The sequence below is a fragment of the Sulfitobacter profundi genome (genome assembly GCF_042661425.1).
In the GTDB taxonomy this organism is placed as follows: Bacteria; Pseudomonadota; Alphaproteobacteria; order Rhodobacterales; family Rhodobacteraceae; genus Sulfitobacter; species Sulfitobacter profundi.
Window position 1 is genome coordinate 1642317 of sequence record NZ_JBHSWA010000001.1, and the last position, 24443, is coordinate 1666759.

Here is a 24443-nt window from a genome sequence, read left to right on the forward strand (position 1 = left end):
GCGGAAGAGAGATGTCTGGAATTCCTCACGACCATTACGAGCCGAATTCGAACGGCGAAAAGTGGCTGCACCGCCGCCTTCCCATCGTTGGCCTTTTGTACGACACATTGATGATCCCCACGCCCAAGAACCTGAACTGGATGTGGATCTGGGGCATCGTGCTGACTTTCTGTCTGGCACTGCAGATCATCACCGGCATCGTTCTGGTGATGCACTACACGCCGCATGTCGATCTGGCCTTCTCGTCGGTTGAGCACATCATGCGCAACGTGAATGGCGGCTATATGATCCGCTATCTGCATATGAACGGCGCGTCGCTGTTCTTTATCGCGGTCTATGCGCATATTTTCCGTGGTCTCTACTATGGCTCCTATAAAGCCCCGCGTGAGATCACATGGATCATTGGCATGCTGATCTACCTGCTGATGATGGCCACCGGCTTTATGGGCTACGTTCTGCCTTGGGGTCAGATGTCCTTCTGGGGCGCGACCGTGATTACCGGCCTCTTTGGCGCGGTGCCCTTCGTCGGTGAAACACTGCAGACATTCCTGCTGGGTGGACCTGCCGTTGATAACGCGACGCTGAACCGCTTCTTCTCGTTGCACTATCTGCTGCCCTTCGTGATTGCGGGTCTTGTGGTTCTCCACATCTGGGCCTTCCACACGACCGGCAACAACAACCCCACCGGGGTCGAAGTGCGCCGCACCTCGAAGGAAGACGCCAAGAAAGACACGCTGCCGTTCTGGCCCTACTTCGTGATCAAGGACTTGTTCGCGCTGGCCGTGATCCTGACGCTGTTCTTCGCGGTTGTTGGCTTCATGCCGAACTATCTGGGCCACCCGGACAACTACATCGAAGCCAACGCTCTGGCGACGCCTGCACACATCGTGCCGGAATGGTACTTCCTGCCCTTCTACGCGATCCTGCGGGCCTTCACGTCTGAGGTTTGGGTTGTGCAGATTGCGTCCTTCGTGACCGGTGGCATCATCGACGCCAAGTTCTTCGGCGTGCTGGCGATGTTCGGTGCGATTGCCGTGATGGCGCTGGTGCCGTGGCTGGACACATCCTCTGTGCGTTCGGGCCGGTATCGTCCGATGTTCAAATGGTGGTTCGCTCTGCTGGTGATCGACTTCTTCGCCCTGATGTGGCTGGGTGCGATGCCCGCAGAAGAGCCCTATGCGAGCTTCTCACTGATCGCTTCGGCCTATTGGTTCGCCTACTTCCTCGTGATCCTGCCCCTCTTGGGCGTGATCGAGAAGCCGCTGGCGCAGCCTGAAACCATCGAAGCCGACTTTGACGCGCATTACGCGCCCAAGGCAGGCGGCACCAAGACGCTTGTGAACCCGGCGGAATAAGGATCATGACCATGATGAAGACCAACCTCCTTTCTGCCGTGGTAACTCTGGGCCTTGCCCTGCCGGGAACGGCGGTGCTGGCGCAGGACACAGCGACAGAAGAAGAACTGCTAACAACTCCGGCGGAAACGCCGGAGGCCGAAGCCGAAACCGCGCCTGCTGAAGCGCCAGCGGCGGAAGAAGCACCTGCCGAAGCTGACACCACCGCAGCCGAACCCGAGGTCGACGCGGCCCCGGCAGAGGAACCCGCGGTTGAGGCAGCTCCTGCTGAGGACACCGCAACCGAAGAGGCACCTGCTGCCGAGGCTCCGGTTGAAGAAGCTCCAGCTGAAGAGGCGACAACCGAGGAAGCTCCGGCTGAAACGGTGCCTGCCGAGGAAGCACCAGTAGCGGAAGAGGCCCCGGCCGAAGAAACCGCCACTGAGGATGCTGCCACCGAGGAAGTGCCCGAAGAGGTTTCCGCCGAAGACGCAGAAGAAGCACCTGCCGAGGAAGTCGAAGCCTCGGACGAAGCGCAATCGACAGCCGAGAAAAACGCTGAAAACGAAGTGATCGTCGAAGACGACGTCGACGGCCAAGCGCATGGCGATGACCCCAACGTTGGCGTCATGGAAGCGGATGATCACGGCGAAGAGCACGCCTCGGACGATCATGCCGGTGACGATGACCACGGCGGCGATACCCACGCCACACCGCATATCGACAACATCGATTTCTCTTTCGATGGTCCGTTCGGCGGCTATGACGTAAACCAGCTTCAGCGCGGTCTGCAGATCTACACCGAGGTTTGCGCGGCCTGCCACGGTCTGGAGTATGTCGCGATGCGGACATTGTCGGACGAAACCGGTCCGAATATGCCCGAAGAGCAGGTGATCGAATACGCTAAAGGCTATGACGTCTATGACGCCGAGCTGGACGATACCCGCCCCGGCACCCCGGTTGACCACTTCCCCGGGTCCAACCTGCCGAACGCACCTGACCTCTCGCTGATGGCCAAGAAACGCGCCGCGTTCCACGGCCCCTACGGTCTGGGCATCAACCAGTTCCTGAAAGGGATCGGCGGGCCGGAGTATATCACCGCGCTGCTGACCGGTTATACTGGCGAAGAGAAAGAGCAAGCAGGCACGGTTCTTTATGAGAACACTGTCTTCCCCGGCGGCTGGATCGCCATGGCGCCCCCGCTGTCGGATGAGCTCGTCGAGTTTGCGGATGAGCATGCCAACGACGTGCAGCACATGGCCGAGGATGTCTCTGCCTTCTTGATGTGGACCGCCGAGCCAAAACTGGGCGCGCGCAAGCAGGCTGGCTTTGCCGGGGTTGTGCTGTTGGGTCTGTTGTCGGTGCTGCTGTACCTGACCAACAAAAAGCTCTGGGCGCCGGTCAAGAACCGCCGCAAGGACGACTGATCGGGCCACGGCTTTTGGAAATGAGAAGGGCGTCGGGAAACCGGCGCCCTTTTTTGGCCATGGGTAATGACGGCGGCCATTTGGCCAAAAACCTCTCAATAGGGTCCCCCGGTGGCACACCGGGCATCGCCCTCCCTCCCCCGGAGGGCGATTTAGCGAGGTTTCATGATGCGGAGTCGTTTCGAGTACGGCAGCCGTTCCGACGACAGCCTCGTTCCATCGCCCCCAGGGAGGGCGATGCCCTTCGCGCTAGGCAGTCAGCTGCGCGCCTGAAATTCCGGTGATCTCGGCCCGCACGATGTCGCCCTCGACCTGTGGCGCGGCAAAACTCACCTCGGTGAACTGCGCCGTGCGCCCCATGTGAGGGTTCTCCATCAGCACATCATGCGTTTGCCCCACCTGCGCCTCCAGATGCCGCTGCACTTGCCGCTCTCCCGCCGCGCGCAGCCGTGCCGCGCGGGTTTTAATCGCAGCACCGTTCACCGCGGGCATCCGCGCCGCGGGGGTGCCGGGGCGGGCGGAATAGGGAAAGACATGCAGCCACGTCAGGTCGCATTCCTCGACGAGCTTCATCGAGTTTTCAAACATCGCCTCGGTTTCAGTCGGGAAACCGGCGATGATGTCGGCGCCGAAGGTCATGTCGGGACGCAGGGCGCGGGCCTCTTGGGCGAAACGGATCGCATCGTCGCGCAGGTGGCGGCGTTTCATGCGCTTGAGGATCATGTCGTCGCCGTGCTGCAACGACAGGTGCAGATGCGGCATCAGGCGTGGCTCAGTCGCGATGGCCTGCATCAGGTTCTCATCCACCTCAATCGAATCGATCGAGGAAATCCGCAGCCGCGGCAGATCGGGCACCAGACGCAAGATCGCATCACCAGATCGCCGAGCTTTGGCGTGGCGGGCAGATCGGCCCCCATGATGTCAGGTCGACCCCGGTCAGCACCACCTCGTTAAAGCCTTTGTCGACCAGCCGCTTGATCTGATCCACCACGACCCCTGCGGGGACCGACCGGGAATTGCCGCGACCGTAAGGAATGATGCAGAAAGTGCAGCGGTGGTCGCAGCCGTTTTGCACCTGCACATAGGCGCGGCTGCGGGTGCCGAATCCGTCGATCAAATGGCCTGCCGTTTCGGTGACTGACATGATGTCGTCGACCTGCACGGTCTCGGTCTCACCGATGAAATCGGCGGCCATGCCCTGCCATGTCGCGCCCTGCATCTTTTCGGTGTTGCCGATCACGGCGTCGACCTCGGGCATGGCGTTAAAGGTCTCGGGCTCGGTCTGTGCGGCGCAGCCGGTGACGATCAGCCGCGCATCGGGGTGCGCCTTGCGCAGCTTGCGGATGTCTTGGCGCGCTTTGCGCACGGCCTCGGCGGTGACGGCGCAGGTGTTGACCACCACGGCGTCTTGCAACCCGGCCTGTTCGGCCAGTTCCTTCATCGCCTCGGTCTCATAGGCGTTGAGACGGCAGCCCATGGTGCTGAAGATCGGGGCGCTCATGTCAGGCTCTCCAGAAAGTCGGGGGTGAAGGTGCCGGAAAAGACATGGGCGGTCGGCCCCGTCATCCAGACGCCATCCTCGCGCCAATCGATGTGCAGTGTGCCGCCGTCGAGGTCGATACGCACGGCGCGGCCCGTCAGGCCCCGGCGCGCGGCGGCCACGGCGGTGGCGCAAGAGGACGAGCCCGAGGCCAGCGTCACCCCCACGCCGCGCTCCCAAACGCGCATGCGGATGTGATCCGGCCCGACGATCTGCGCGACTTGCACATTGGTGCGCTCAGGGTAAAGCGGATCATGCTCGGCGCGGGGGCCGAGATCGGAGAGGTCCATCGCCTCGGCATCATCGACGAAGAAGGTGCAATGCGGGTTGCCCATGCCGGTGGCGACGGGGTCGCCGTTTATCGGCAGGTGCAGCGTGTCCATTTCGCGCGCCAGTGGCACCTCGTCCCAATTCAACTGCGGGTGGCCCATGTTGACGGAGGTCAGGCCGCCCCCGGCGTCTTTCGCTGCCAGATCGCCCCGCGCGGTGGTCAAATGCAGCGAATCGCGCCCCGACTCATCCATCAGGTAGCGCGCGATGCAGCGGGTGGCATTGCCGCAGGCAGCAGAGAGGGATCCGTCGGAATTGTAAAAGGTCAGATGCGCGTCGCCCGTGCCTTGCGTGATGACCGCAAGCTGATCGAATCCCACACCAAATTGCCGGTGCCCGATGGCCTGCGCCATCGCCGGGGTCACGTCGATTGCCTCCGCGCGTGCGTCAAACACGACGAAGTCATTGCCTAGCCCATGCATTTTCATGAAGGGCAATCCGGGGGTCTGATCGCTGTACATTCGGGGCATATAACCCCGGCATGAAAACTAATCCAGCATCTCGCAATATTTTCGCGATTAAGGGCTTGACCCTGCCGCCCGTAATTTCTAGTTACCCGCCTAGTGGGCCGTTAGCTCAGTTGGTAGAGCAACTGACTTTTAATCAGTAGGTCGATGGTTCGAACCCATCACGGCTCACCACTCATCCTCCCCCGAATATGGTTGTGGATCAGGTGTTTGGTGCCGCCCGCGGGCGGTTTCGCCTATTCCTGACCGCGCAGCCGCGCCGAGCGTCGGCGCAGGGCTTCCAGCACGAAAAGCATCGTCGCCGAGAGCACCACCAGCAGCGTCGCCACCGCTAGAATCGTCGGGTTGATTTGCTCACGCAGGCCCGAGAACATCTGTCGCGGAATCGTGCGCTGTTCGGGGCCTGCCAGGAAGAGCACCAGCACCACCTCGTCAAAGGATGTGACAAAGGCAAAAAGCCCGCCCGAGATCACGCCGGGGCGAATGAGTGGTATCACCACGTCCCAGAACACTTTGATCGGAGAGGCCCCAAGGCTCAGCCCCGCCACGAAGAGTGAGCGGTCAAAGCCGCTGAGCGTGGCGGTGACGGTGATGATGACAAAAGGCACGCCGAGCGCCGCATGGGCGATGATCAGCCCGGTGAAGGTGCCGACCAGATTGAACTGCGTGTAGAAAAAGAACATGCCCGCCGCGATGATGATCAATGGCACGATCATCGGCGACAGCAGCAGCGCGGTGATGACCCGTTTGAACGGCATCCAAGGCGAGGCGAGGCCGACGGCGGCCAGTGTCCCCAGCACCGTAGCGATGCTTGCCGCAGCGATGCCGACAAGGAAGGAGTTGCGGATCGCGATGCGCCATTTCTGGTCATCCACAATCTCTTGATACCAGCGCGTCGAATAGGCGTCGGGGTCGAGCGACAGCATGCCTTGGGTAAAGGTAAAGAACGGCTCGGCATTGAACGACAGCGGCATGATCACGAGGATCGGCAGCATCAGAAAGATGAGCACCAAGGCCGCCATGACGCGCAGGCCGTAGTGGCCCGCTTTGTGCCAGATCGTGTAATAGTCGGGCAATGGGCTCATGGCGTCATCCCAGCTTGAGGTTGTCGGTGCCGACGAAACGGTCGAACAGCCAGTAAAGGACAAGGATCAGGATCAAGAGGAGCGAGCCAAGCGCCGCCGCCAGTTCCCAGTTGTTTGAGACCTGCATGTGGAAGGCGATGATGTTGGAGATCATCTGACCATCGGTGCCGCCCACCAGCGCCGGGGTGATGTAGTAGCCGACCGAGATGATGAAGACCAACAGCGCCCCGGCAGACAAGCCCGGCAGGCTCATCGGCAGGTAGATTTTGTACCACGCGCCGATGGGGTTCGAGCCCATCGAAATCGCGGCGCGCATGAAGCTCGCGTCGATCCCGCGCATCACCGCATAGAGCGGCAGCACCATGAAGGGCAGCAGGATGTGGGTCATGGCAAGGATCGTAGAAAACTCATTGTAGAGCAGTTCAATCGGCTCATTGATCAGCCCCGCCCAGATGAGCGTAGAGTTCACCACGCCGCCCGCTTGCAACAGCGCGATCCAAGCGGTGGTGCGCACCAGAAGCGAGGTCCAGAACGGCAGTAGCACAAAGACCATCAGGAAGTTCGCCGTCGCCGGAGAGGCTTGGGACATATAGAACGCCAGCGGATAGCCCAGCAACATGGTCAGCCCGGTGATGATCAGCGCCATCTTCAGCGTCTTGGTATAGAGCTGTTTGTAGATCTGCGTGTCGCGCATGACGATCTCGCCCTCGGCATCGTACTCCAGATCGACGGCGGTAAGATAATAGCTCGAGGTATAGGCCTGCCCGGCGCTGCGGATTGCGCGCCATGTGGCGGGCTTGGCCCAGCGGTCATTCTCGGCCAGCAGCATCTCGGCCCCGTTGGCGGCGAGTTCCGCATCATCGGCACGGCGCAGACCGCGGGCGGTGGATTTGATCACGCTCGACATGCCCGGCAGGGCGCGGTTGATCTCATCGGCGAATTTGCCGGAGGTGCGGTTGCCCGCCATGCGCTTCATGTCGATGGCCATTTGCGTCACCACAGCCGGATCGGGCAGGGTCTCACCCTCCCAGTCTTCCAGCATGGTCAGCGTCTCAGGCACCAGTTCGGCGACGGTCGGGTTATAGACACTGCGAAACAGCATCGTGGTGATCGGGGCCACAAAGGCAAAGAGGATAAAGACCAGCAGCGGCACCACGAACAAAAACGCCTGCGTGCGGCGTCTGCGCAATTGGCGACGGGCGTTGGCGGCGTCTTCGGAACTGAGGCTGGGCACGCGATTACTCATCTGTAAGGTGTGGGGTCCCCGCGCCCGGAAAGGCGCGGGGCAGGGTGCTTATTGCAGCAGCCATTCGTTGAACTTCTCGCCAAGGCTTTCGCCATAGTCGGCCCAGAAGATACCATCGGCCTTCACGCCCTCATCAAGATGCGCCGTGGGCAGGTCTTTCTTGACCTCTTCGGGCAGCAGCGCCTGAGCAGAGGCGCGGGTCGGGCCGTAGGCCACGTCTTGCATCCCCGAGAGCGGCACGGTGCCTGTGGCGAACTTGATGAACTCCATCGCCTCTTCTTTCTTCTCGGTGCCTTTCATGATCGCCCAGACGTCGAGGTCATAGATGTGGCTGTCCCAGACGATCTCGAAGGGGGCGCCATCGTCCTTGATCGCGGCAAAGATACGACCGTTGGCGGATTGCACCATGGTGGCACCGCCGTCGTTCAGCAGAACGGGGGCCTGAGACCAGCTGTCGTACCAAGTGATCTCATCCTTGATGGTGTCGAGCTTGGCAAAGGCTTGGGCTTGGCCCTCTTCGGTGGCCAGCACCTCATAGACTTCCTCGGGGGCAACGCCATCGGCCAGCAGCGCCCATTCCATGTTCACTTGGGGGCGTTTGCGCAGACCACGTTTGCCGGGGAAGGCTTCGGTGTCAAAGAAGTCTTCGATGGTTTTCGGGCCTTCGCCGTTTTCTGTGTTCACCGCAAAGACGACGGACCAAACGATGTTACCCACGCCACATTCATTGGCCAGCGCGTCTTCGATGAAGTCATCCGCCGCTGCGGTGCCATCGTCGCCATCGGGCAGGACGGATTGGTCGATCACTTCCAGATAGCCTTCGGCGCAGGCGCGCTCGAGGTCGATCACTTCGATGTCGACCACATCCCACAGGATGTTGCCAGCTTCGACCTGCGCCTTCATCTCGGCCACGCCGCCGCCGTAGTCTTCGAACAGCACGTTGGTGCCGGATTCCTTCATGTAGGGTTCAATCATGTGCTCCATCTGTGCCGCGCCATAGGCGCCGCCAAAAGATGTCACTGTCAGATCCTGGGCCAGAACAGGGCTGGCAAGCAGCGCCGTCGTGGCCAGATACGTCAGATGTTTCTTCATCGGGTCTCTCCTTGTTGTGTCCAGGTCTTTTGCGGGGCCCCGGTTTGCCCTCGGTCGCCTTTAATTGGCAAAGGCGATGCAATCTTTCGTCAGGGACAACAGCTGCGCCGTCGCGCCGTCTTCGAATTCTGGCGCGGACAGATCGTTGAGCACTTTGACGATAATGTCGGTGCCGTCGGGCAGGCGGAAATAATAGCGGATGAAATCGCCCACATAGATGCGCGTGACAAAGGTCGCCGTCAGCGCGTTGTCATGGGCGTGGGTCGTGGGGTGAATGAACAGCTTCTCAGGCCGGATCGACACGCGGCATTGTGCACCTTCGGTCAGCCCTTCGGAGGTCTGGGTGGTGATGGTGCCGGTGTCTGTCTCAACCTTGGCAAGGTCGCCATCGATCTTGCTGACCTTGCCCTGCACGAAGTTATTCTCGCCGATGAACTCGGCCACGAAGGCATTGACCGGGCGCTCATACAACTCCGCCGGTGGGGCGCATTGTTGCACGACGCCATCGTTGAAGACCGCGATCCGGTCCGACATCGACAGCGCTTCGGTTTGGTCGTGGGTGACGTAGATCACGGTAAAGCCGATCTGCTTGTGCAGGCGGGTGATTTCAAACTGCATCTGTTCGCGCAGGTTCTTATCAAGGGCGCCCAAAGGTTCATCCATCAGAATGAGCGTCGGCTGGAAAATCATCGCGCGGGCCAGCGCCACACGCTGCCGTTGGCCGCCGGAAAGCTGACCGGGGCGGCGGTCGCCAAAGGCCGAAAGCTCGACCAATGCGAGATATTCGGCCACGCGCTCCTTGATATCCGCCTTGGACATTTTGCGCACGCTGAGCGGATAGGAGAGGTTTTCGGCCACCGTCATATGCGGGAACAGCGCGTAGTTTTGGAACACCATGCCGATGTTGCGTTTGTTGGGCGCAGTCTTGTTGATCGATTTACCGTTGATGGCGATATCGCCCGAGGTGACGCTTTCAAACCCCGCCAACATCATCAGAACGGTGGTTTTGCCCGACCCGGAGGGGCCAAGAAGGGTGATGAACTCCCCTCCTGCACATCCATGTCGAAGCCTTTGACGACGAGGTTTTCCTGATCGTAGCTCTTCTTGACGTTGTCAAAACGCAGAAAAGTCTCTGCTTTGGTGTCTTTCATTGTGTCGCGGCTCTCCCTGTCGCTGGGGGAGTTAAGCAGGTGCGATGATTCTAAACAATATCTTGTATCGTTTAAGAGAATCGGCCCCGCGCTTTGAGCGCTTATCGGGTGATCATGTGACCATTTTGGCGGCACAGTCGGCGGGTTTTGGCATCCCGGGCGGGAAATTTATGCACCCGCGCCTATGTGGATAGCCAACCGCAAGGGCAAGATTGTCCGGCAGACTGGGATGACCACAAGGAGACAGCACCGATGGGCAAACGTATCGCAATCGTAGGGGGCGGGTATCTGGGGGCGGAACTGGCCAAGGCGATGGACGACATCGCCGATGTCACATTGATCGAACCGCGCAGCCATTTTGTGCATGCCTCTGCGATGATCCGCGCCGTGGTCCAGCCCGGTTTGGTCGAGGACTCGCTGATCCCCTATGACCGCTTGCTGAAGCGCGGCCGCGTCGTTGCGGCGCGGGCGACGGGTGTGGATGGGGAGGGTGTGACCCTCGATAGCGGCGCGCGGGTCGACGCAGATTACATCGTCGTCGCGACCGGCTCAAACTATGCCGCACCCTTCAAGCCCAAAGGCGCAGACATCGACGGGCTGCGGGCCGCGAGCCAAGCCGCGCATGAAAAGCTGCAGGCGGCCAAGACCGTCGGCATCATCGGCGCCGGGGCTGTGGGGGTTGAGCTTGCGGGCGAGATCGCCGAGGCCATGCCCGACAAAAAGATCACCGTGATCACCATGGACGACAAGCTCTTTGCGGCCAAGCCGGACAGCCTTGGGGTTTCGCTGAGCAAGAAGTTAAAGGCCAGCGGGGTGGAGCTTATCCTCGGCAAAAAGGTCGAAGGGCTCGCCTCTATGACAGAGCCGCATGCGGGCAGTGTGACCCTCGAAGGGGGACCTGAGCGCGCATTCGATCTGATCTTTCCCGTGTTGGGGGCGCGCGCTTGTTCTGACCTGCTGAAGAACCTGCCCGGCGCAGAGGTCACCGCCGCAGAGCGGATCAAGACCGATGGCCATCTGCGCCCCTCGTCCTTGCCCAACGTCTTTGCCGCCGGGGACGTGGCGGACCCCGGTGACAACATGACCATCGTCGCGGTCAGCCGGCAATTGCCTTGGTTGAAAAAGACCCTCACCGGGCTGATCACGGGCCGCAAACTGGCGGATATGAAAACCTATCGCCCGTGGGGCACGGAGGCGCCGATCGTGCTGCCCTTGGGGCCGGAACGCGGCAATAGCTTTTTGATGCTGTTCACAGCAGGCGATTGGATAACGAAAAAGGTGAAAGGCGCGGATCTGTTCGTGCCAAAGTACCAAAAGCTGCTGAACCGTCGCTGACGGGGCGCTTTTCGTGGTCTGAAAGTGACGTGGCATATACCTAAGAATAGGGCCGTTATCCTGACGCCAGCAGGCATTGAGCGGCGACATGTGTGAAGGTTGATTAACGTCAACTCAGGAGCACAAGCCATGTCCATTCAGTTCAGCCACAGTTTCGATGCCGCCCAAAACGTCACAGAGATGACCCCGATCACCGCCTGCGTCAGCATGGGCAAATACGCGACCGCGCAGGGGGAGCTTGTCTGGCAAAAGGGTGAGATCGCCTGCATCCGTTCCGACACTGCGCTGTTTGTCGGCAAACGCATTTAAGCATTCACACGATATTAAGTGCCGCACCGCTACGGTGGCCCTCGGGGCGTTATTTAGAATGTAAGGTGCGGTGAAATGAACTGGAATGCTATCGTTATCGACGATTCAGAGATTGCGCGGCAGTTCATTCAGGCGTCCCTCGCCGAAGTCGGATTTTCATGCGTGGCGGATTATGGATGCCCCGCCCAAGCCTTGGATGCGCTGGCGAAGGAGCGGATCGCGACAGACGTGATCATCACGGATTTCATGATGCCCGCGATGGACGGGCTTGAGTTCTGTAGCCATGTCAGAGGTCTGCCATTCTACCACGGCGTTCCGGTCGTCATGATCTCAACTCGAAAAGACGCAGATCTGCTGCGCCGCGCTTTGGCCGCGGGGGCAAGCGACTGTTTGAAAAAGCCTTTTAGTCTGCCAGAGCTTGAAAGACGGCTGCAGATATGTCTGAAAAACGCAGGCATTGCCGTGCAATAGGGGTGCGTCTGCACGCAGACTGGGCGGCATAACGCCCCTTGCGGGGCGCGTATCATCGGGGTCGGTTAAGACCTGATCTACAGTCAATCATCTGTCGGGGAATATTGGTGCCCAGGAGAGGACTCGAACCTCCACACCGTTGCCAGTACTAGCACCTGAAGCTAGCGCGTCTACCATTCCGCCACCTGGGCACGTATCGTGTGGGGTGCTCTAAGGCTCAGCCGGGTGACTGTCAATCGCAATTTGAGCGAAATCTAGAAAATCCTGCGCGGGGATCGCTACAACCGGGGGTTTGGCCTTGTGACAGCGGCGGCGCACGGGTACATCCTGTCAGAGAATTTATCTACAGGAGCGGCAGAATGTCTAAGCTGGTCACGATTTATGGCGGTTCGGGGTTTGTCGGACGCTATATCGCGTATCGCATGGCCAGAGCTGGTTGGCGGGTACGGGTGGCGGTGCGCCACCCCAACGAAGCGCTCTTTGTGCGGACCTATGGTGTGGTTGGCCAAGTCGAACCTGTTTTGTGCAATATTCGCAACGATGGCTCCGTGCGCGACGCTCTGCGTGGGGCGGACGCGGTCGTGAACTGCGTCGGCATTCTGGTCGAAACCGGCAAGAACAGCTTTGACGCGGTGCAATCCGAAGGGGCGGAGCGTATCGCCCATATGGCCGCAACCGAAGGAGTTGCGCGTTTCGTGCATGTCTCTGCCATCGGCGCGGATATGGAGGCCGAGAGCGACTATGCCCGCACCAAGGGCGAGGGCGAGGCCGCCATTCTCAAACATATGCCTGAGGCCGTGATTCTGCGCCCCTCGATCATGTTTGGCCCCGAGGATGAGTTCTTTAACCGCTTTGCGGGCATGACCCGCACCGGCCCGATCCTACCGGTCGCCGGTGCCTCTACCCGGTTCCAGCCGGTCTTTGTCGATGACGTTGCCAAAGCGGCCGAAAAGGCTCTGGAGGGGCAGGCCCCCGCGGGTGTCTATGAGCTTGGTGGCCCTGATGTGGATACTTTCCGCGGCCTGATGCAGCGTATGCTTAAGGTGATTCACCGTCGGCGTTTGGTGCTCAACATGCCGTGGTTCTTAGCCAAGATCGTCGCCTTTGGGTTCGACATGGTGCAGGCCGCGACCTTTGGTCTTTTCACCAACAAGATGCTGACCCGCGATCAGGTCAAAAACCTACGCAATGACAACGTTGTGGCAGAAGGGGCGCGCGGCTTTACCGAGCTTGGCATCACCCCCACCGCGATGGACGCGGTGCTGCCCGACTATCTCTGGCGGTTCCGACCCTCGGGGCAATATGACGCCATCAAAGCATCGGCACGTAACCTGCGGCAGGGATAATGGAACAGTCGACCACTCTGATCGCCGCCTTTCTGGGTTTGCTGGAGGGGCTGACAGAGTTCATCCCCGTATCTTCGACCGGGCATCTTCTGTTGGCCGGTCACTTCTTGGGCTTTGAGAGCGCCGGGCGGACCTTTGAAGTCGTGATCCAATTGGGCGCGGTGCTGGCGATCCTGACGGTTTATTCCGCACGGCTTTGGGCGGTATTCTCGGCCGCGCCGCATGATCCGCAGGCGCGGCGGTTTATCTGGTCGGTGCTTCTGGCCTTTCTGCCTGCGGTGTTCATCGGGGTTTTGGCCCATGATTTCATCAAGACGGTCCTGTTCGAAACACCTTTGCTGATCGCCATCATGTTGGTGCTGGGCGGGGTGGTGCTGTTGATCGTGGATCGCATCGCACCTGCGCCGACCTATTCCGACGCGACCAAATTCCCCCTTTCCATGGCGTTCAAGATCGGCGTGATCCAATGTCTTGCCATGGTGCCGGGCACCTCGCGGTCGGGGGCGACGATCGTTGGCGCCCTGTTGCTGGGGGCCAGCAAGCGCGCCGCGGCGGAATTCTCGTTCTTTTTGTCGATGCCGACGATGGCGGGCGCCTTTGCCTATGACATCTACAAGAACCGCGACGTGCTGGATGCCTCTGCCATGGGCGAGATCGCCGTGGGCTTTGTCATGGCCTTTATCTCTGCCGTCTTCGTGGTGCGTTGGGTGCTCGATTACATCAGCCGCTATGGCTACGCGCTTTTTGGGTGGTGGCGAATCCTTGTGGGTGGTGTCGTGATCATCGCGCTTTGGGCGGGGTTTTGATAGTTAGGTCCGCATCGGACCTTAAATGACGCATAAAAATGACCTCCGGGCGTTCCATTTGCCCGGAAAGAGGTAAATAGGTCAGCGCTGCTGTCTTTTATTTACTTGGTGGCTCTCGTATACGAGCCTTCTGACGGAATTTGTCGAAGGAACGGGTATATGGCGAAGCAGGTCATGCTAAAATTTACAGACATTGCGCGGGATATGCCCGAAAAACGCCCGCCTGATTTGCGCCGGACGGATTTCGACGAAATTTATGCCGAATATGCGGATGCGAAAGCGGCTGAACAGTCCAGCCGGTGCAGCCAATGCGGCGTGCCCTACTGCCAGACCCATTGCCCTTTGCACAATAACATCCCCGACTGGCTTCGCCTGACTGCAGAAGGGCGTCTGCAAGAGGCCTATGAGATCAGTCAGGCGACCAATACCTTCCCCGAGATCTGTGGCCGCATCTGCCCGCAGGACCGCCTGTGCGAAGGCAACTGCGTGATCGAGCAGTCGGGCCATGGCACCGTCACCATCGGCTCGATCGAGAAATACATCACCGACACCGCATGGGAGCAGGGCTGGGTCAAACCCGCCGCCCCGCGCGAAGAGCGCGCTGAAAGCGTTGGCATCATCGGCGCCGGCCCCGGCGGTCTGGCAGCGGCGGACATGCTGCGCCGCGCGGGGGTGCAGGTCACCATCTATGACCGCTACGACCGTGCGGGCGGCTTGCTGACCTATGGCATCCCCGGCTTCAAGCTTGAGAAAGACGTGGTCGAGCGCCGCAATGCGCAGCTTGCCGAAGGTGGCGTGACCTTTGAATTGAACTGCGATGTGGGCGTCGACCTTAGCTTTGGCGCGATCCGGGGCAAACATGACGCGGTGATCATTGCCACCGGCGTTTACAAAACGCGCGAGATCGAAGCCCCCGGCGTGGGTGGTTTCGGCGTGGAGCGGGCGATCGACTTCCTCACCGCCTCCAACCGCAAAAGCTTTGGCGACTCGGTCGATGAGTTCGAAAACGGTCGCCTGAACGCCGCGGGTAAGAAAGTCGTTGTGATCGGCGGTGGCGACACCGCGATGGACTGCGTGCGCACCTCGATCCGCCAAGGCGCGGAGAGCGTCAAATGTCTCTACCGTCGGGACCGGGCCAATATGCCGGGCAGCCAACGCGAAGTGCAAAACGCCGAGGAAGAAGGCGTGATCTTTGAATGGCTCAGCGCACCCAAGGGCTTTGTCGGTGACCCGGTGACCGGGGTCATGGTGCAAAAGATGCGCCTCGGCGCGCCGGATGTCACTGGCCGTCAGGCCCCGAGGTGATCGAAGGCGCGGATTACGTCGAAGACGCCGACCTCGTCATCATGGCGCTTGGGTTCGAGCCCGAAGACCTGCCGACCCTTTGGGATGAGCCGGAGTTGCCGGTGAACCGCTGGGGCACGATCAAAGCCGATTACGTCACCGGGGCAACGGCGCTTGATGGTGTCTATGCCGTGGGCGACATCGTGCGCGGGGCGAGCCTTGTGGTCTGGGCCATCAAGGATGGCCGCGACTGCGCGCAGGCGATCCTTGATGATTTCAACGGGGCGCAGCGCATCGCTGCGGAATGAGATGAGTGCTGGTGCAGCCATCAAAGCGGACAACGCCATGGGGGTGAAGCACACCACGGCCACTGTCTGTGTGGCGCGGTCACGGTGGATGTGACCGGGCCGTTGGCTGCGATTTCGGCCTGTCATTGTGACCTCTGCACCCGGTGGAGCGGCTCTGTCCAAATGGGGATCGAAGTGCCACGCGCGCGGGTTTCCTACAAGGGGCCGATCCGGACCTATGCCTCATCCTCCTTCGCCGAGCGGGCGTGGTGCGAGACCTGCGGCACGGCGGTTTGGTTTGCCGATACCGAAGGCGAGAACGCGGAGCTGCTGGAACTGGCTCCGGGGCTCTTCGACGGGTTTGGCGGGGCAAAGCTGGCGCGTGTGGTCTATGCCGATCGCGCCCCAAGCAACTTTGCCCTGGCCGGAGAACTGGAGCGGGTGAGCAAAGCCGATTACGAGGCCCGCGCCCTGCATGTGGAGGACAAGCGATGAGCCTTTTGAGCGGTCATTGCCTTTGCGGGGCGGTCACGGTCAGCTTTGAGCCGTTGAAAGACGCGCTTGGTGCCTGCCACTGCGAGATGTGCCGCCGTTGGACCGGCAGTGCGTTCCTTGAGATTGACGCGAAACCGGGCAGCCTGACCTATGACGGCCCGGTGAAATCCTATGCCTCTTCGGACTGGGCTGAGCGGGCATGGTGCGACAGTTGCGGCAGCACGCTTTGGTATCACCTCACGCTGCCGGGGCATGACTATTACTCACTCTCTGCCGGATTGGTGGAGAATGCGGGCGGCCTGCCGCTCAAGACCGAGATTTACATAGATGTGAAGCCCGACGGCTATGCCTTTGCCGGGGACCACGAGATCAAAACCAAGGCCGAAGTCGAAGCAGGATTTGCGGCGTTTGTGGAAGGAACCAAGCCATGACCAAATATGATGACGCCTGGGTGGCCCGCGAAGAAGCCAAACGCGCGATGATGGCCGATAAGGGCATGTATAGTTTCGAGGAAGAGCATTCTTCCTGCGGCGTGGGCCTTGTGGTCAACATCAACGGTGAGAAGACCCGCGAGGTCGTGCTGAACGGGATCAACGCGCTCAAGGCGATCTGGCACCGCGGCGCGGTTGACGCAGATGGGATGACCGGCGATGGCGCGGGCATCCACGTGCAGATCCCTGTGCCCTTCTTTTATGAGCAGGTCCGCCGCACCGGCCACACCCCGCGCGAGAACGAGTTGATCGCCGTGGGCCAAGTCTTCCTGCCGCGCACCAACTTTGCCGCGCAAGAAACCTGCCGGACCATCGTGGAGACCGAAGTGCTCCGCATGGGCTATTACATCTACGGCTGGCGGCATGTGCCGGTGGACATCTCCGTGTTGGGCGAAAAGGCCAATGCGACCCGGCCCGAGATTGAGCAGATCCTGATTTCCAACGCCAAAGGTGTCGACGAAGAGACCTTTGAGCGTGAGCTTTATGTCATCCGCCGCCGCATCGAGAAAGCCGCCATCGCCGCGCAGGTGCCGCAGATGTACATCGCCTCGATGTCCTGTCGCAGCATCATCTACAAGGGCATGATGCTGGCCGAACAGGTGGCCGAATTCTATCCCGACCTGAAAGACGACAAGTTCATCAGCGCCTTCGCGATCTATCACCAGCGTTACTCCACCAACACCTTCCCGCAGTGGTGGCTGGCGCAGCCTTCCGCATGTTGGCCCATAACGGTGAGATCAACACCCTCAAGGGCAACATGAACTGGATGAAGAGCCATGAGATCCGTATGGCCTCTGCCACCTTTGGTGACATGGCCGAGGACATCAAACCGATCGTGGCCTCGGGGTCCAGCGACTCTGCCGCACTGGATTCCGTGTTCGAGGTGCTGGTCCGCGCGGGCCGCTCCGCGCCGATGGCCAAGACGATGCTGGTGCCAGAATCGTGGTCGAAACAGGCGGTGGAACTGCCTCAAGCATGGCGCGACATGTATTCCTACTGCAACTCCGTGATGGAGCCGTGGGACGGCCCCGCCGCATTGGCGATGACCGATGGCCGCTGGGTTTGCGCCGGGCTTGACCGGAACGGCCTGCGCCCGATGCGCTATGTGGAAACCTCCGACGGCATGTTGATCGCCGGGTCCGAGGCCGGGATGGTGCCGCTGGACGAGGCGCGGGTCGTGCGCAAAGGCGCGCTTGGCCCGGGGCAGATCATCGCGGTCGATATGGAAGAGGGCAAACTCTTCAACGATACCGAGATCAAGAACAAGCTCGCGTCGAACCAGCCCTTCGGCGAATGGGTCGGCAAGATCACCGAGATGGATGATGTCCTCGGACGCGTCACCGAAAAGCCGCTGTTTGACGGGGCCGAACTGCGCCGCCGTCAGGTGGCTGCGGGCTATACCATCGAAGAGTTGGAACAGATCCTCGCGCCCATGGCCGAGGACGGGAAAGAGACGCTGGCCTCAATGGGCGATGACACGCCCTCGGCGGTCTTGAGCGGCCAGTACCGCCCGCTGAGCCACTTCTTCCGTCAAAACTTTAGCCAGGTTACCAACCCGCCGATCGATTCCTTGCGCGAATTCCGGGTGATGAGCCTCAAGACGCGCTTCGGCAACCTCAAGAACGTGCTCGACGAAGACAGCTCCCAGACCGAGATCCTCGTGCTCGACAGTCCCTTCGTCGGCAATGCGCAATTCGAAGAACTGATGGCGCAGTTCAAGGTGCATACCGTCTCCATCGACTGCACCTTTGAGGCGGGCAACGGCAATCTCAGCGCCGGGCTGGCGCGGATTCGGGCCGAGGCGGAAGACGCCGTGCGCTCTGGCGCGGGCCATCTGGTGCTGACCGATCAGCACAGCGGGGCCGACCGGGTCGCGATGCCGATGATCCTTGCGACCAGCGCGGTGCACAGTCACCTCGTGCGCAAGGGTCTGCGGACCTTCACCTCGCTCAACGTGCGCGCGGCGGAATGTGTCGATCCGCATTACTTTGCGGTGCTGGTGGGCTGCGGCGCGACCGTGGTGAACGCCTATCTGGCCGAAGATTCCTTGGCCGACCGGATCGAGCGCGGGCTCTTGGACATGACTCTGACGCAGGCGGTGCAGAAATACCGTGAGGCGATTGACCAAGGTTTGCTCAAGATCATGGCGAAGATGGGGATTTCCGTGATCTCGTCTTATCGCGGCGGCCTAAACTTCGAGGCCGTGGGCCTTTCGCGCGCCATGTGTGCCGAGTACTTCCCCGGCATGACCAGCCGTATCTCCGGCATCGGTGTCGTCGGCATTCAGCGCAAAGCCGAAGAAGTTCACGCCAAAGGCTGGCAGGGCGACGGGGTCGTGATGCCGATTGGGGGTTTCTACAAGCAGCGCAAGACGGGTGAAAAACACGCTTGGGAGGCGAGCAGCATGCATATGCTGCAAATGGCCTGCAACAAGGCGTCCTATCAGATGTGGCAGCAGTATTCGAAAAAGATGCAGAGCAACCCGCCGATCCATCTGCGTGACCTGCTCGACATCAAGCCCAAGGGCACGCCGGTGCCATTGGAGGAGGTGGAGAGCATCACCTCGATCCGCAAGCGTTTCGTAACGCCGGGCATGTCGCTGGGCGCGCTTTCCCCAGAGGCGCATAAGACGCTGAACGTGGCGATGAATCGTATTGGCGCGAAATCTGACAGCGGCGAGGGCGGCGAAGATCCGGCGCATTTCGTGCCAGAAAGCAACGGCGACAATCCGTCGGCCAAGATCAAACAGGTCGCCTCGGGCCGCTTTGGCGTGACGGCGGAGTATCTGAACCAATGCGAAGAGTTGGAGATCAAGGTCGCACAGGGTGCCAAGCCCGGTGAGGGTGGGCAGCTTCCCGGCATGAAGGTCACCGATCTGATCGCGCGGCTGCGGCATTCGACCAAGGGCGTGACGCTGATCTCGCCCCCGCCGCACCACGATATCTACTCGATCGAAGACCTTGCGCAGCTGATCTATGACCTCAAGCAGATCAACCCGCGCTGCAAGGTGACGGTCAAGCTGGTGGCGTCGAGCGGTGTCGGCACGATTGCTGCGGGCGTGGCCAAGGCCAAGGCCGACATCATCCTGATCTCGGGCCATAACGGTGGCACGGGGGCCTCGCCTGCGACCTCGATCAAATATGCGGGTCTGCCGTGGGAGATGGGCCTCACCGAGGCGCATCAGGTTCTGTCGATGAACAACCTGCGCGACCGGGTGACATTGCGCACCGATGGTGGCCTGCGCACCGGACGCGACATCGTCATGGCTGCGATGATGGGGGCCGAGGAATATGGCATCGGCACCGCCGCGCTGATCGCTATGGGCTGCATCATGGTCCGCCAGTGCCAGTCGAATACTTGCCCCGTGGGTGTTTGCACACAGGACGAAGCTCTGCGTGGCAAGTTCACCGGCAATGCGGACAAAGTGGTGAACCTCATCACCTTCTATGCCACCGAAGTGCGCGAGATTCTGGCCAGCATCGGGGCGCGCAGCCTTGATGAAGTCATCGGCCGCGCGGACCTGTTGACGCAGGTCAGCCGAGGTTCGGCGCATTTGGATGATCTGGACCTCAACCCGCTGTTGATCACCGTCGATGGCGCACATGAGAACGTCTATGACCGCGACAAACCGCGTCAGGTGGTGCTTGATACGCTTGATGCGCAGATCGTCCGGGATGCCGCGCGTTTCCTTGAGGACGGTGAGAAGATGCAGCTGTCCTACGCCGTGCAGAACACGCACCGGACGGTCGGCACGCGGGTTTCGAGCCATATCGTGAAACGCTTCGGTATGCGCAATTCCCTGCAGCCGGACCACTTGACGGTGAAGCTGACCGGGAGTGCCGGACAATCGCTCGGCGCCTTCGCGGCACCGGGGCTGAAGCTCGAAGTCTCGGGCGATGCCAACGACTATGTCGGCAAGGGTCTGTCGGGCGGTACGATTGTGGTGCGGCCTTCGATGGCGAGCCCAGTGGTGGCGTCGGAGAATACGATCATCGGCAACACGGTGCTTTATGGTGCGACGGCGGGCTATCTCTTTGCCGCGGGCCGGGCGGGCGAGCGTTTTGCGGTGCGCAACTCGGGCGCGCATGTGGTGATCGAAGGCTGCGGCAGTAACGGTTGTGAATATATGACTGGCGGTGTGGCGGTGATCTTGGGCGAGATCGGCGCGAACTTTGCCGCCGGGATGACCGGGGGATGGCCTATCTCTATGACCCCGACGGGCTGGCGCCGAAGCTGATGAATGCCGAAACAATCGTGACCTGCCCGGTCAGCGTCGAGCATTGGTTGGACCAGTTGCACGGGCTGCTGGAGCGTCATGTCGCCGAGACCAACAGCCGCAAGGCCGCCGATATTCTTCAGCATTGGGAGACTGAGAAGCACAACTTCCTGCAGGTCTGCCCGAAGGAGATGCTGGTGCATCTGCCCGCGCCGCTGTCGGTGGAAGAGACAGCAGTTCCAGCGGAGTAAGTTATCCCCCGCGCGGCTTCGGCCGCGCGGGAGGGACATCGCCTGCCCGTGGGGTGGCGATTGAAACGCCGCTTCGGGCCACTTTATGGCGCAGCGATGATGTGTGTTCGCGAAGGTTCGCCCAGCCTCACCAAATCGCCAGCCCGCCGGGACGGGCAGGCGATGGCCCGGCGCCTGCGGCTTGATTCCGGGCTGGGGTGGTATTCAAAAGTGTCTGCGCTACCTCTGCCTCTCCACGGGAGGCAGATCATGCGAGAAATTCTAGCGGTATTGCTGATAGTCACAGGCCTCAGCGCCTGCACCGACACCGCACCGCGTGGCGGGGGCGATATCCTCGTGCTGGGCGATTCCATCATGGCGTGGAATGGAGGCCGCTCCATCCCCGATGTCATTGCCAACCAAACGGGCCGCAGCGTCACCAGCCGTGCCGTGCCCGGCGCGCAGTTCGACAATGGCTCGACCATCGCCTCTGCCGTTGGCTTTGATATCCAGCAGCAGTTCCCCGGCGGGCGCTGGAACTGGGTGGTGGTGAATGGCGGTGCCAACGATTTGAGCGCCGATTGCGGCTGCGGGGCCTGCGGGGCCTCGGTGAATGCGCTGATCGCACCGGACGGTCAAAGCGGCAGCATCCCCGCCTTCTTGCAACGCCTCCGTGCCCAGACCGGGGCACAGGTCATGTGGATGGGCTATTACGCAGGCTCCGGCACAGGCTCCTTTGCCGGATGCCGCGATGATCTGGTCGAAATCGAATCCCGCATCGCCACTTTTGCCGCAGGCCGCCCGGGGATCCATTTCGTTGATTCCGAAGACGTGATCGACCGGGGGACCGCGGTCTATTCGCCGGGGACAACGTGCATCCCTCCGCCCGTGGCTCTGCCTGGATCGGTGCCTACCTCGCCCAAGAAATCACCGCGCGCGAGAACCGTTCACAAAAACCCGCAGACGGCCTATAGCTGATCCATGGCGACACGGAAAAAGACCGCCCCCAAGGGCAAGAAATCGAGCAAGGCAAGCCCCCGTTGAAGAAACGCGCGGGCCGCTGGGTGGTGCGTGCCTTGGCGCTGGCCTTTGTCTTGGCTGTGCTGCTGGTGTTGCTGTTCCGCTTCGTCAACCCGCCCACTGGGGTCTACATGCTTTCGGAATCGCGCCGTCTGGGTGGGGTGCAGCGCGACTGGGTGCCGCTTGAGCAGATCGCCCCCGTGATGGCCCGCGCGGCTGTCGCGGCAGAGGATGCGAATTTCTGCAACCACTGGGGCTTTGACATGCAGGCGATCCGCACCGCGATTGAAAATGGCTCTGCCCGCGGGGCGTCCACGATCAGCCAGCAGACGGTCAAGAACGTCTATCTTTGGCATGGGCGCTCGTGGCTGCGCAAAGCACTTGAGGCCGGGATGACCCCGCTGGTCGAAACCCTTTGGCCCAAGCGCCGGATCATCGAGGTCTATTTGAATGTGGCCGAGTTCGACGAAGGTGTCTTTGGCGTTGGTGCTGCGGCCCCGCATTACTTTGGCGTCGCGGCAGCAGACCTGAGCCCGACGCAGGCCGCCCGGCTTGCCGCGATCCTGCCCGACCCGAAAGAGCGTTCCGCCTCCCGGCCCGGTGACTTTACCCGCAAGCGCACGGCCCAGATCATGGACGGGGCGGCGACCATCCGCGCGGACGGTCGTGCCGCTTGTTTCGAGAGTTGAAAATCCTCCCGCCAGCAGGCATGGAAGAGTGCAATCCCTTTAACCACACGGACTTTATATGACGGCTCGCTTGTTTCACGTTCCCTTGTCCCCCTTCTGTCGCAAGGTGCGGCTTAGCCTTGGGGAGAAGAAGATCGAGGTGGAACTGGTCGAGGAGCGCTATTGGGAGCAAGACCCCGATTTCCTGCGCCGCAATCCGGCGGGCAAGGTGCCTGTGCTGCGGCTTGACGGGATCATGATGGCGGAAAGCGCCGCGATCTGTGAGTATATCGAAGAGACCCGCCCAGAGGCGTCATTGCTGCCCAGCGACCCGGTGCAGCGCTTGGAAGTGCGCCGTCTGGTCAGCTGGTTCGACGACAAATTCCACGACGAGGTGACCTCGAAACTGCTGTACGAGCGGGTCAACAAGAAGGTCACCAAACAGGGCTACCCGGACAGCAAGAACGTGAAGGCCGGGGCCAAGGCGATCAAATATCACCTCGACTATATGGCTTGGCTGCTGGATCACCGCCGCTGGCTGGCGGGTGACGTGATGACGCTGGCCGATTTCGCCGCCGCCGCGCATCTGTCGTCGCTCGACTATATCTCGGACGTGGATTGGAACCGCTCTGACGTGGTTAAGGACTGGTACGCCAAGATCAAATCGCGTCCCGCCTTTCGGTCGATCCTCGCCGACCAGTTGCCGGGCTTTCCGCCGCCGGTGCATTACAACAACCTCGACTTCTGATGCCCGCCGCCCCCGCGCCGACCCCGGGCCGGAGGCCCTCAAGGCGCGGGTGGTGGCTCGGGCGCTTGAGGAAGGCTTTGTCGCCTGCCGTATTTGCCGCCCCGAAGACGTGCCCGAAATGCCCGAAAGGCTCGCCCGCTTTGTCGAGGCGGGGTTTCACGGGCAGATGGGCTGGATGGAAGAGCGGATGCATTGGCGCGGCAATCCCGCAGCACTCTGGCCCGAGGCGCGGTCGGTCATCATGCTGGCCGAAAGCTACACCCCCGACCATGACCCCCGCGCGGTGTTGGAGCATCCCGACAAGGGGGCGATCTCGGTCTATGCGCAGGGGCGTGACTACCACGATATCGTCAAGAAACGGCTGAAACGGCTGGCGCGTTGGCTGATGGAGGAGGCCCGCGCGGCTGACCCTGAGGTGAAGGTTTTCGTCGATACCGCCCCGGTGCCGGAAAAGGCGCTGGCGCAGGCGGCGGGGTTGGGCTGGCAGGGCAAGCATACCAACCTGCTGAGCCGGCAGTTCGGCAATTGGGCCTTTTTAGGGTCTGTTTTTACCACGCTTGATCTGGCCCCTGATGCGCGAGAGGTGGATCACTGCGGGTCATGCCGCGCCTGCCTAGATGCTTGCCCGACAGATGCCTTCCCCGCGCCCTATCAACTCGACGCGCGGCGCTGCATTTCCTATCTGACGATCGAACACAAAGGGCCGGTCGATCTGGACCTACGTGAGAAGATGGGCAACCGGATCTATGGCTGCGACGATTGCCTTGCCGCTTGCCCGTGGAACAAATTCGCCGTGGCGGCCAGTGATATGCGCTATCACGGCCCCGCTGTGCAGCCGGCGGATTTGGCAGAGTTGGCGGCGCTGGATGATACCGCGTTCCGCGCGCGCTATTCCGGCTCTCCGATCAAACGCATCGGGCGGGATCGCTTTGTGCGCAACGTGCTCTATGCCATCGGCAATTCCGGGCTGGCGCGGCTGCGCCCGGTGGCGCAATCTCTGACCGAAGATGCTGACCCCACCGTGGCCGATGCCGCGCGTTGGGCGGCAGAGCTGTTGGCATAGGA

General features: G+C 61.2%; 16 protein-coding genes, 2 tRNA genes and 5 pseudogenes. 16 read left to right on the forward strand and 7 right to left on the reverse strand.

Annotated features, from left to right (window positions below; translation table 11 throughout):
- The first annotated feature begins 11 nt into the window (after positions 1-11).
- Both petB and ACFQAU_RS08590 read left to right on the forward strand, forming a co-directional pair.
- The gene (petB, locus tag ACFQAU_RS08585) at positions 12-1355 is read left to right on the forward strand and encodes a cytochrome b (protein ID WP_067265773.1); all 1344 of its coding nucleotides are present in this window, start codon (positions 12-14) and stop codon (positions 1353-1355) included.
- Positions 1356-1366: 11 nt separating this feature from the next.
- Positions 1367-2761, forward strand: a complete 1395-nt coding sequence (locus ACFQAU_RS08590; protein ID WP_276321493.1) for a cytochrome c1 — start codon at positions 1367-1369, stop codon at positions 2759-2761.
- A gap of 249 nt (positions 2762-3010) precedes the next feature.
- On the opposite strand, the pseudogene mtaB reads toward ACFQAU_RS08590, so the two are convergent.
- Positions 3011-4262: pseudogene (mtaB, locus tag ACFQAU_RS08595) on the reverse strand (tRNA (N(6)-L-threonylcarbamoyladenosine(37)-C(2))-methylthiotransferase MtaB).
- Positions 4259-5092, reverse strand: coding sequence for a diaminopimelate epimerase (dapF, locus tag ACFQAU_RS08600; RefSeq protein ID WP_132444180.1), 834 nt, complete (start codon positions 5090-5092; stop codon positions 4259-4261). Before dapF ends, mtaB begins: the two are co-directional and overlap by 4 nt.
- Positions 5093-5196: 104 nt before the next feature.
- On the opposite strand from dapF, the gene ACFQAU_RS08605 reads away from it, so the two are divergent.
- Positions 5197-5272 (forward strand) — tRNA-Lys (locus tag ACFQAU_RS08605).
- A 62-nt stretch (positions 5273-5334) separates the two neighbouring features.
- Here the strand turns inward: ACFQAU_RS08605 and ACFQAU_RS08610 are convergent.
- From ACFQAU_RS08610 to ACFQAU_RS08625, 4 genes and pseudogenes are all read right to left on the reverse strand, one after another.
- Positions 5335-6183, reverse strand: coding sequence for an ABC transporter permease (locus ACFQAU_RS08610; protein ID WP_120349888.1), 849 nt, complete (start codon positions 6181-6183; stop codon positions 5335-5337).
- Positions 6184-6187: 4 nt separating this feature from the next.
- The gene (locus ACFQAU_RS08615) at positions 6188-7417 is read right to left on the reverse strand and encodes an ABC transporter permease (RefSeq protein ID WP_132444031.1); all 1230 of its coding nucleotides are present in this window, start codon (positions 7415-7417) and stop codon (positions 6188-6190) included.
- 60 nt (positions 7418-7477) lie between these two features.
- A complete protein-coding gene (locus tag ACFQAU_RS08620) occupies positions 7478-8521 on the reverse strand; it encodes an ABC transporter substrate-binding protein (protein ID WP_120349890.1) in 1044 nt (347 codons plus the stop codon).
- Positions 8522-8581: 60 nt separating this feature from the next.
- Positions 8582-9672, reverse strand: a pseudogene (locus tag ACFQAU_RS08625) (ABC transporter ATP-binding protein).
- A 252-nt stretch (positions 9673-9924) separates the two neighbouring features.
- Here ACFQAU_RS08625 and ACFQAU_RS08630 point away from each other — a divergent pair.
- The 3 genes from ACFQAU_RS08630 (at position 9925) to ACFQAU_RS08640 (ending at position 11787) form a co-directional block, all read left to right on the forward strand.
- Positions 9925-11007: an NAD(P)/FAD-dependent oxidoreductase gene (locus ACFQAU_RS08630; RefSeq protein WP_132444033.1), complete on the forward strand. Its 1083-nt coding sequence runs from the start codon at positions 9925-9927 to the stop codon at positions 11005-11007.
- 129 nt (positions 11008-11136) lie between these two features.
- The gene (locus tag ACFQAU_RS08635; protein ID WP_120349893.1) at positions 11137-11316 is read left to right on the forward strand and encodes a hypothetical protein; all 180 of its coding nucleotides are present in this window, start codon (positions 11137-11139) and stop codon (positions 11314-11316) included.
- Between the two features lie 75 nt (positions 11317-11391).
- On the forward strand, positions 11392-11787 hold the full coding sequence (locus ACFQAU_RS08640; protein WP_132444034.1) for a response regulator: 396 nt from the start codon (positions 11392-11394) through the stop codon (positions 11785-11787).
- Between the two features lie 105 nt (positions 11788-11892).
- Here the strand turns inward: ACFQAU_RS08640 and ACFQAU_RS08645 are convergent.
- A tRNA-Leu gene (locus tag ACFQAU_RS08645) sits at positions 11893-11978 on the reverse strand.
- 168 nt (positions 11979-12146) lie between these two features.
- Here ACFQAU_RS08645 and ACFQAU_RS08650 point away from each other — a divergent pair.
- The 10 genes and pseudogenes from ACFQAU_RS08650 to queG all read left to right on the forward strand — a co-directional run bounded on the left by ACFQAU_RS08650 (position 12147) and on the right by queG (position 24441).
- Positions 12147-13133 (forward strand): complex I NDUFA9 subunit family protein, encoded by a 987-nt coding sequence (locus ACFQAU_RS08650; protein ID WP_132444035.1) that lies wholly within the window; start codon positions 12147-12149, stop codon positions 13131-13133.
- Complete coding sequence (locus tag ACFQAU_RS08655; RefSeq protein WP_120349901.1) at positions 13133-13939, forward strand: undecaprenyl-diphosphate phosphatase; 807 nt, start codon at positions 13133-13135, stop codon at positions 13937-13939. The genes ACFQAU_RS08650 and ACFQAU_RS08655 overlap by 1 nt, the downstream gene beginning before the upstream one ends.
- A gap of 159 nt (positions 13940-14098) precedes the next feature.
- Positions 14099-15531: pseudogene (locus ACFQAU_RS08660) on the forward strand (NAD(P)-dependent oxidoreductase).
- A gap of 63 nt (positions 15532-15594) precedes the next feature.
- A pseudogene (locus ACFQAU_RS08665) lies at positions 15595-16005 on the forward strand (GFA family protein); the annotation flags it as partial.
- Positions 16002-16436, forward strand: a complete 435-nt coding sequence (locus tag ACFQAU_RS08670; RefSeq protein ID WP_067942620.1) for a GFA family protein — start codon at positions 16002-16004, stop codon at positions 16434-16436. The pseudogene ACFQAU_RS08665 and the gene ACFQAU_RS08670, both read left to right, overlap by 4 nt.
- Positions 16433-20963: pseudogene (gene gltB / locus ACFQAU_RS08675) on the forward strand (glutamate synthase large subunit). Before ACFQAU_RS08670 ends, gltB begins: the two are co-directional and overlap by 4 nt.
- A gap of 249 nt (positions 20964-21212) precedes the next feature.
- Positions 21213-21920 (forward strand): SGNH/GDSL hydrolase family protein, encoded by a 708-nt coding sequence (locus ACFQAU_RS08680; protein WP_386281708.1) that lies wholly within the window; start codon positions 21213-21215, stop codon positions 21918-21920.
- A gap of 62 nt (positions 21921-21982) precedes the next feature.
- The gene (mtgA, locus tag ACFQAU_RS08685) at positions 21983-22651 is read left to right on the forward strand and encodes a monofunctional biosynthetic peptidoglycan transglycosylase (protein ID WP_386281711.1); all 669 of its coding nucleotides are present in this window, start codon (positions 21983-21985) and stop codon (positions 22649-22651) included.
- Positions 22652-22709: 58 nt separating this feature from the next.
- Entirely contained in the window at positions 22710-23378 is a 669-nt protein-coding gene (gene fzlA, locus ACFQAU_RS08690) for an FtsZ-binding protein FzlA (protein WP_067624607.1), read from the forward strand.
- Between the two features lie 52 nt (positions 23379-23430).
- Positions 23431-24441 (forward strand): tRNA epoxyqueuosine(34) reductase QueG, encoded by a 1011-nt coding sequence (queG, locus tag ACFQAU_RS08695; protein WP_386281715.1) that lies wholly within the window; start codon positions 23431-23433, stop codon positions 24439-24441.
- Positions 24442-24443 lie beyond the last annotated feature (2 nt).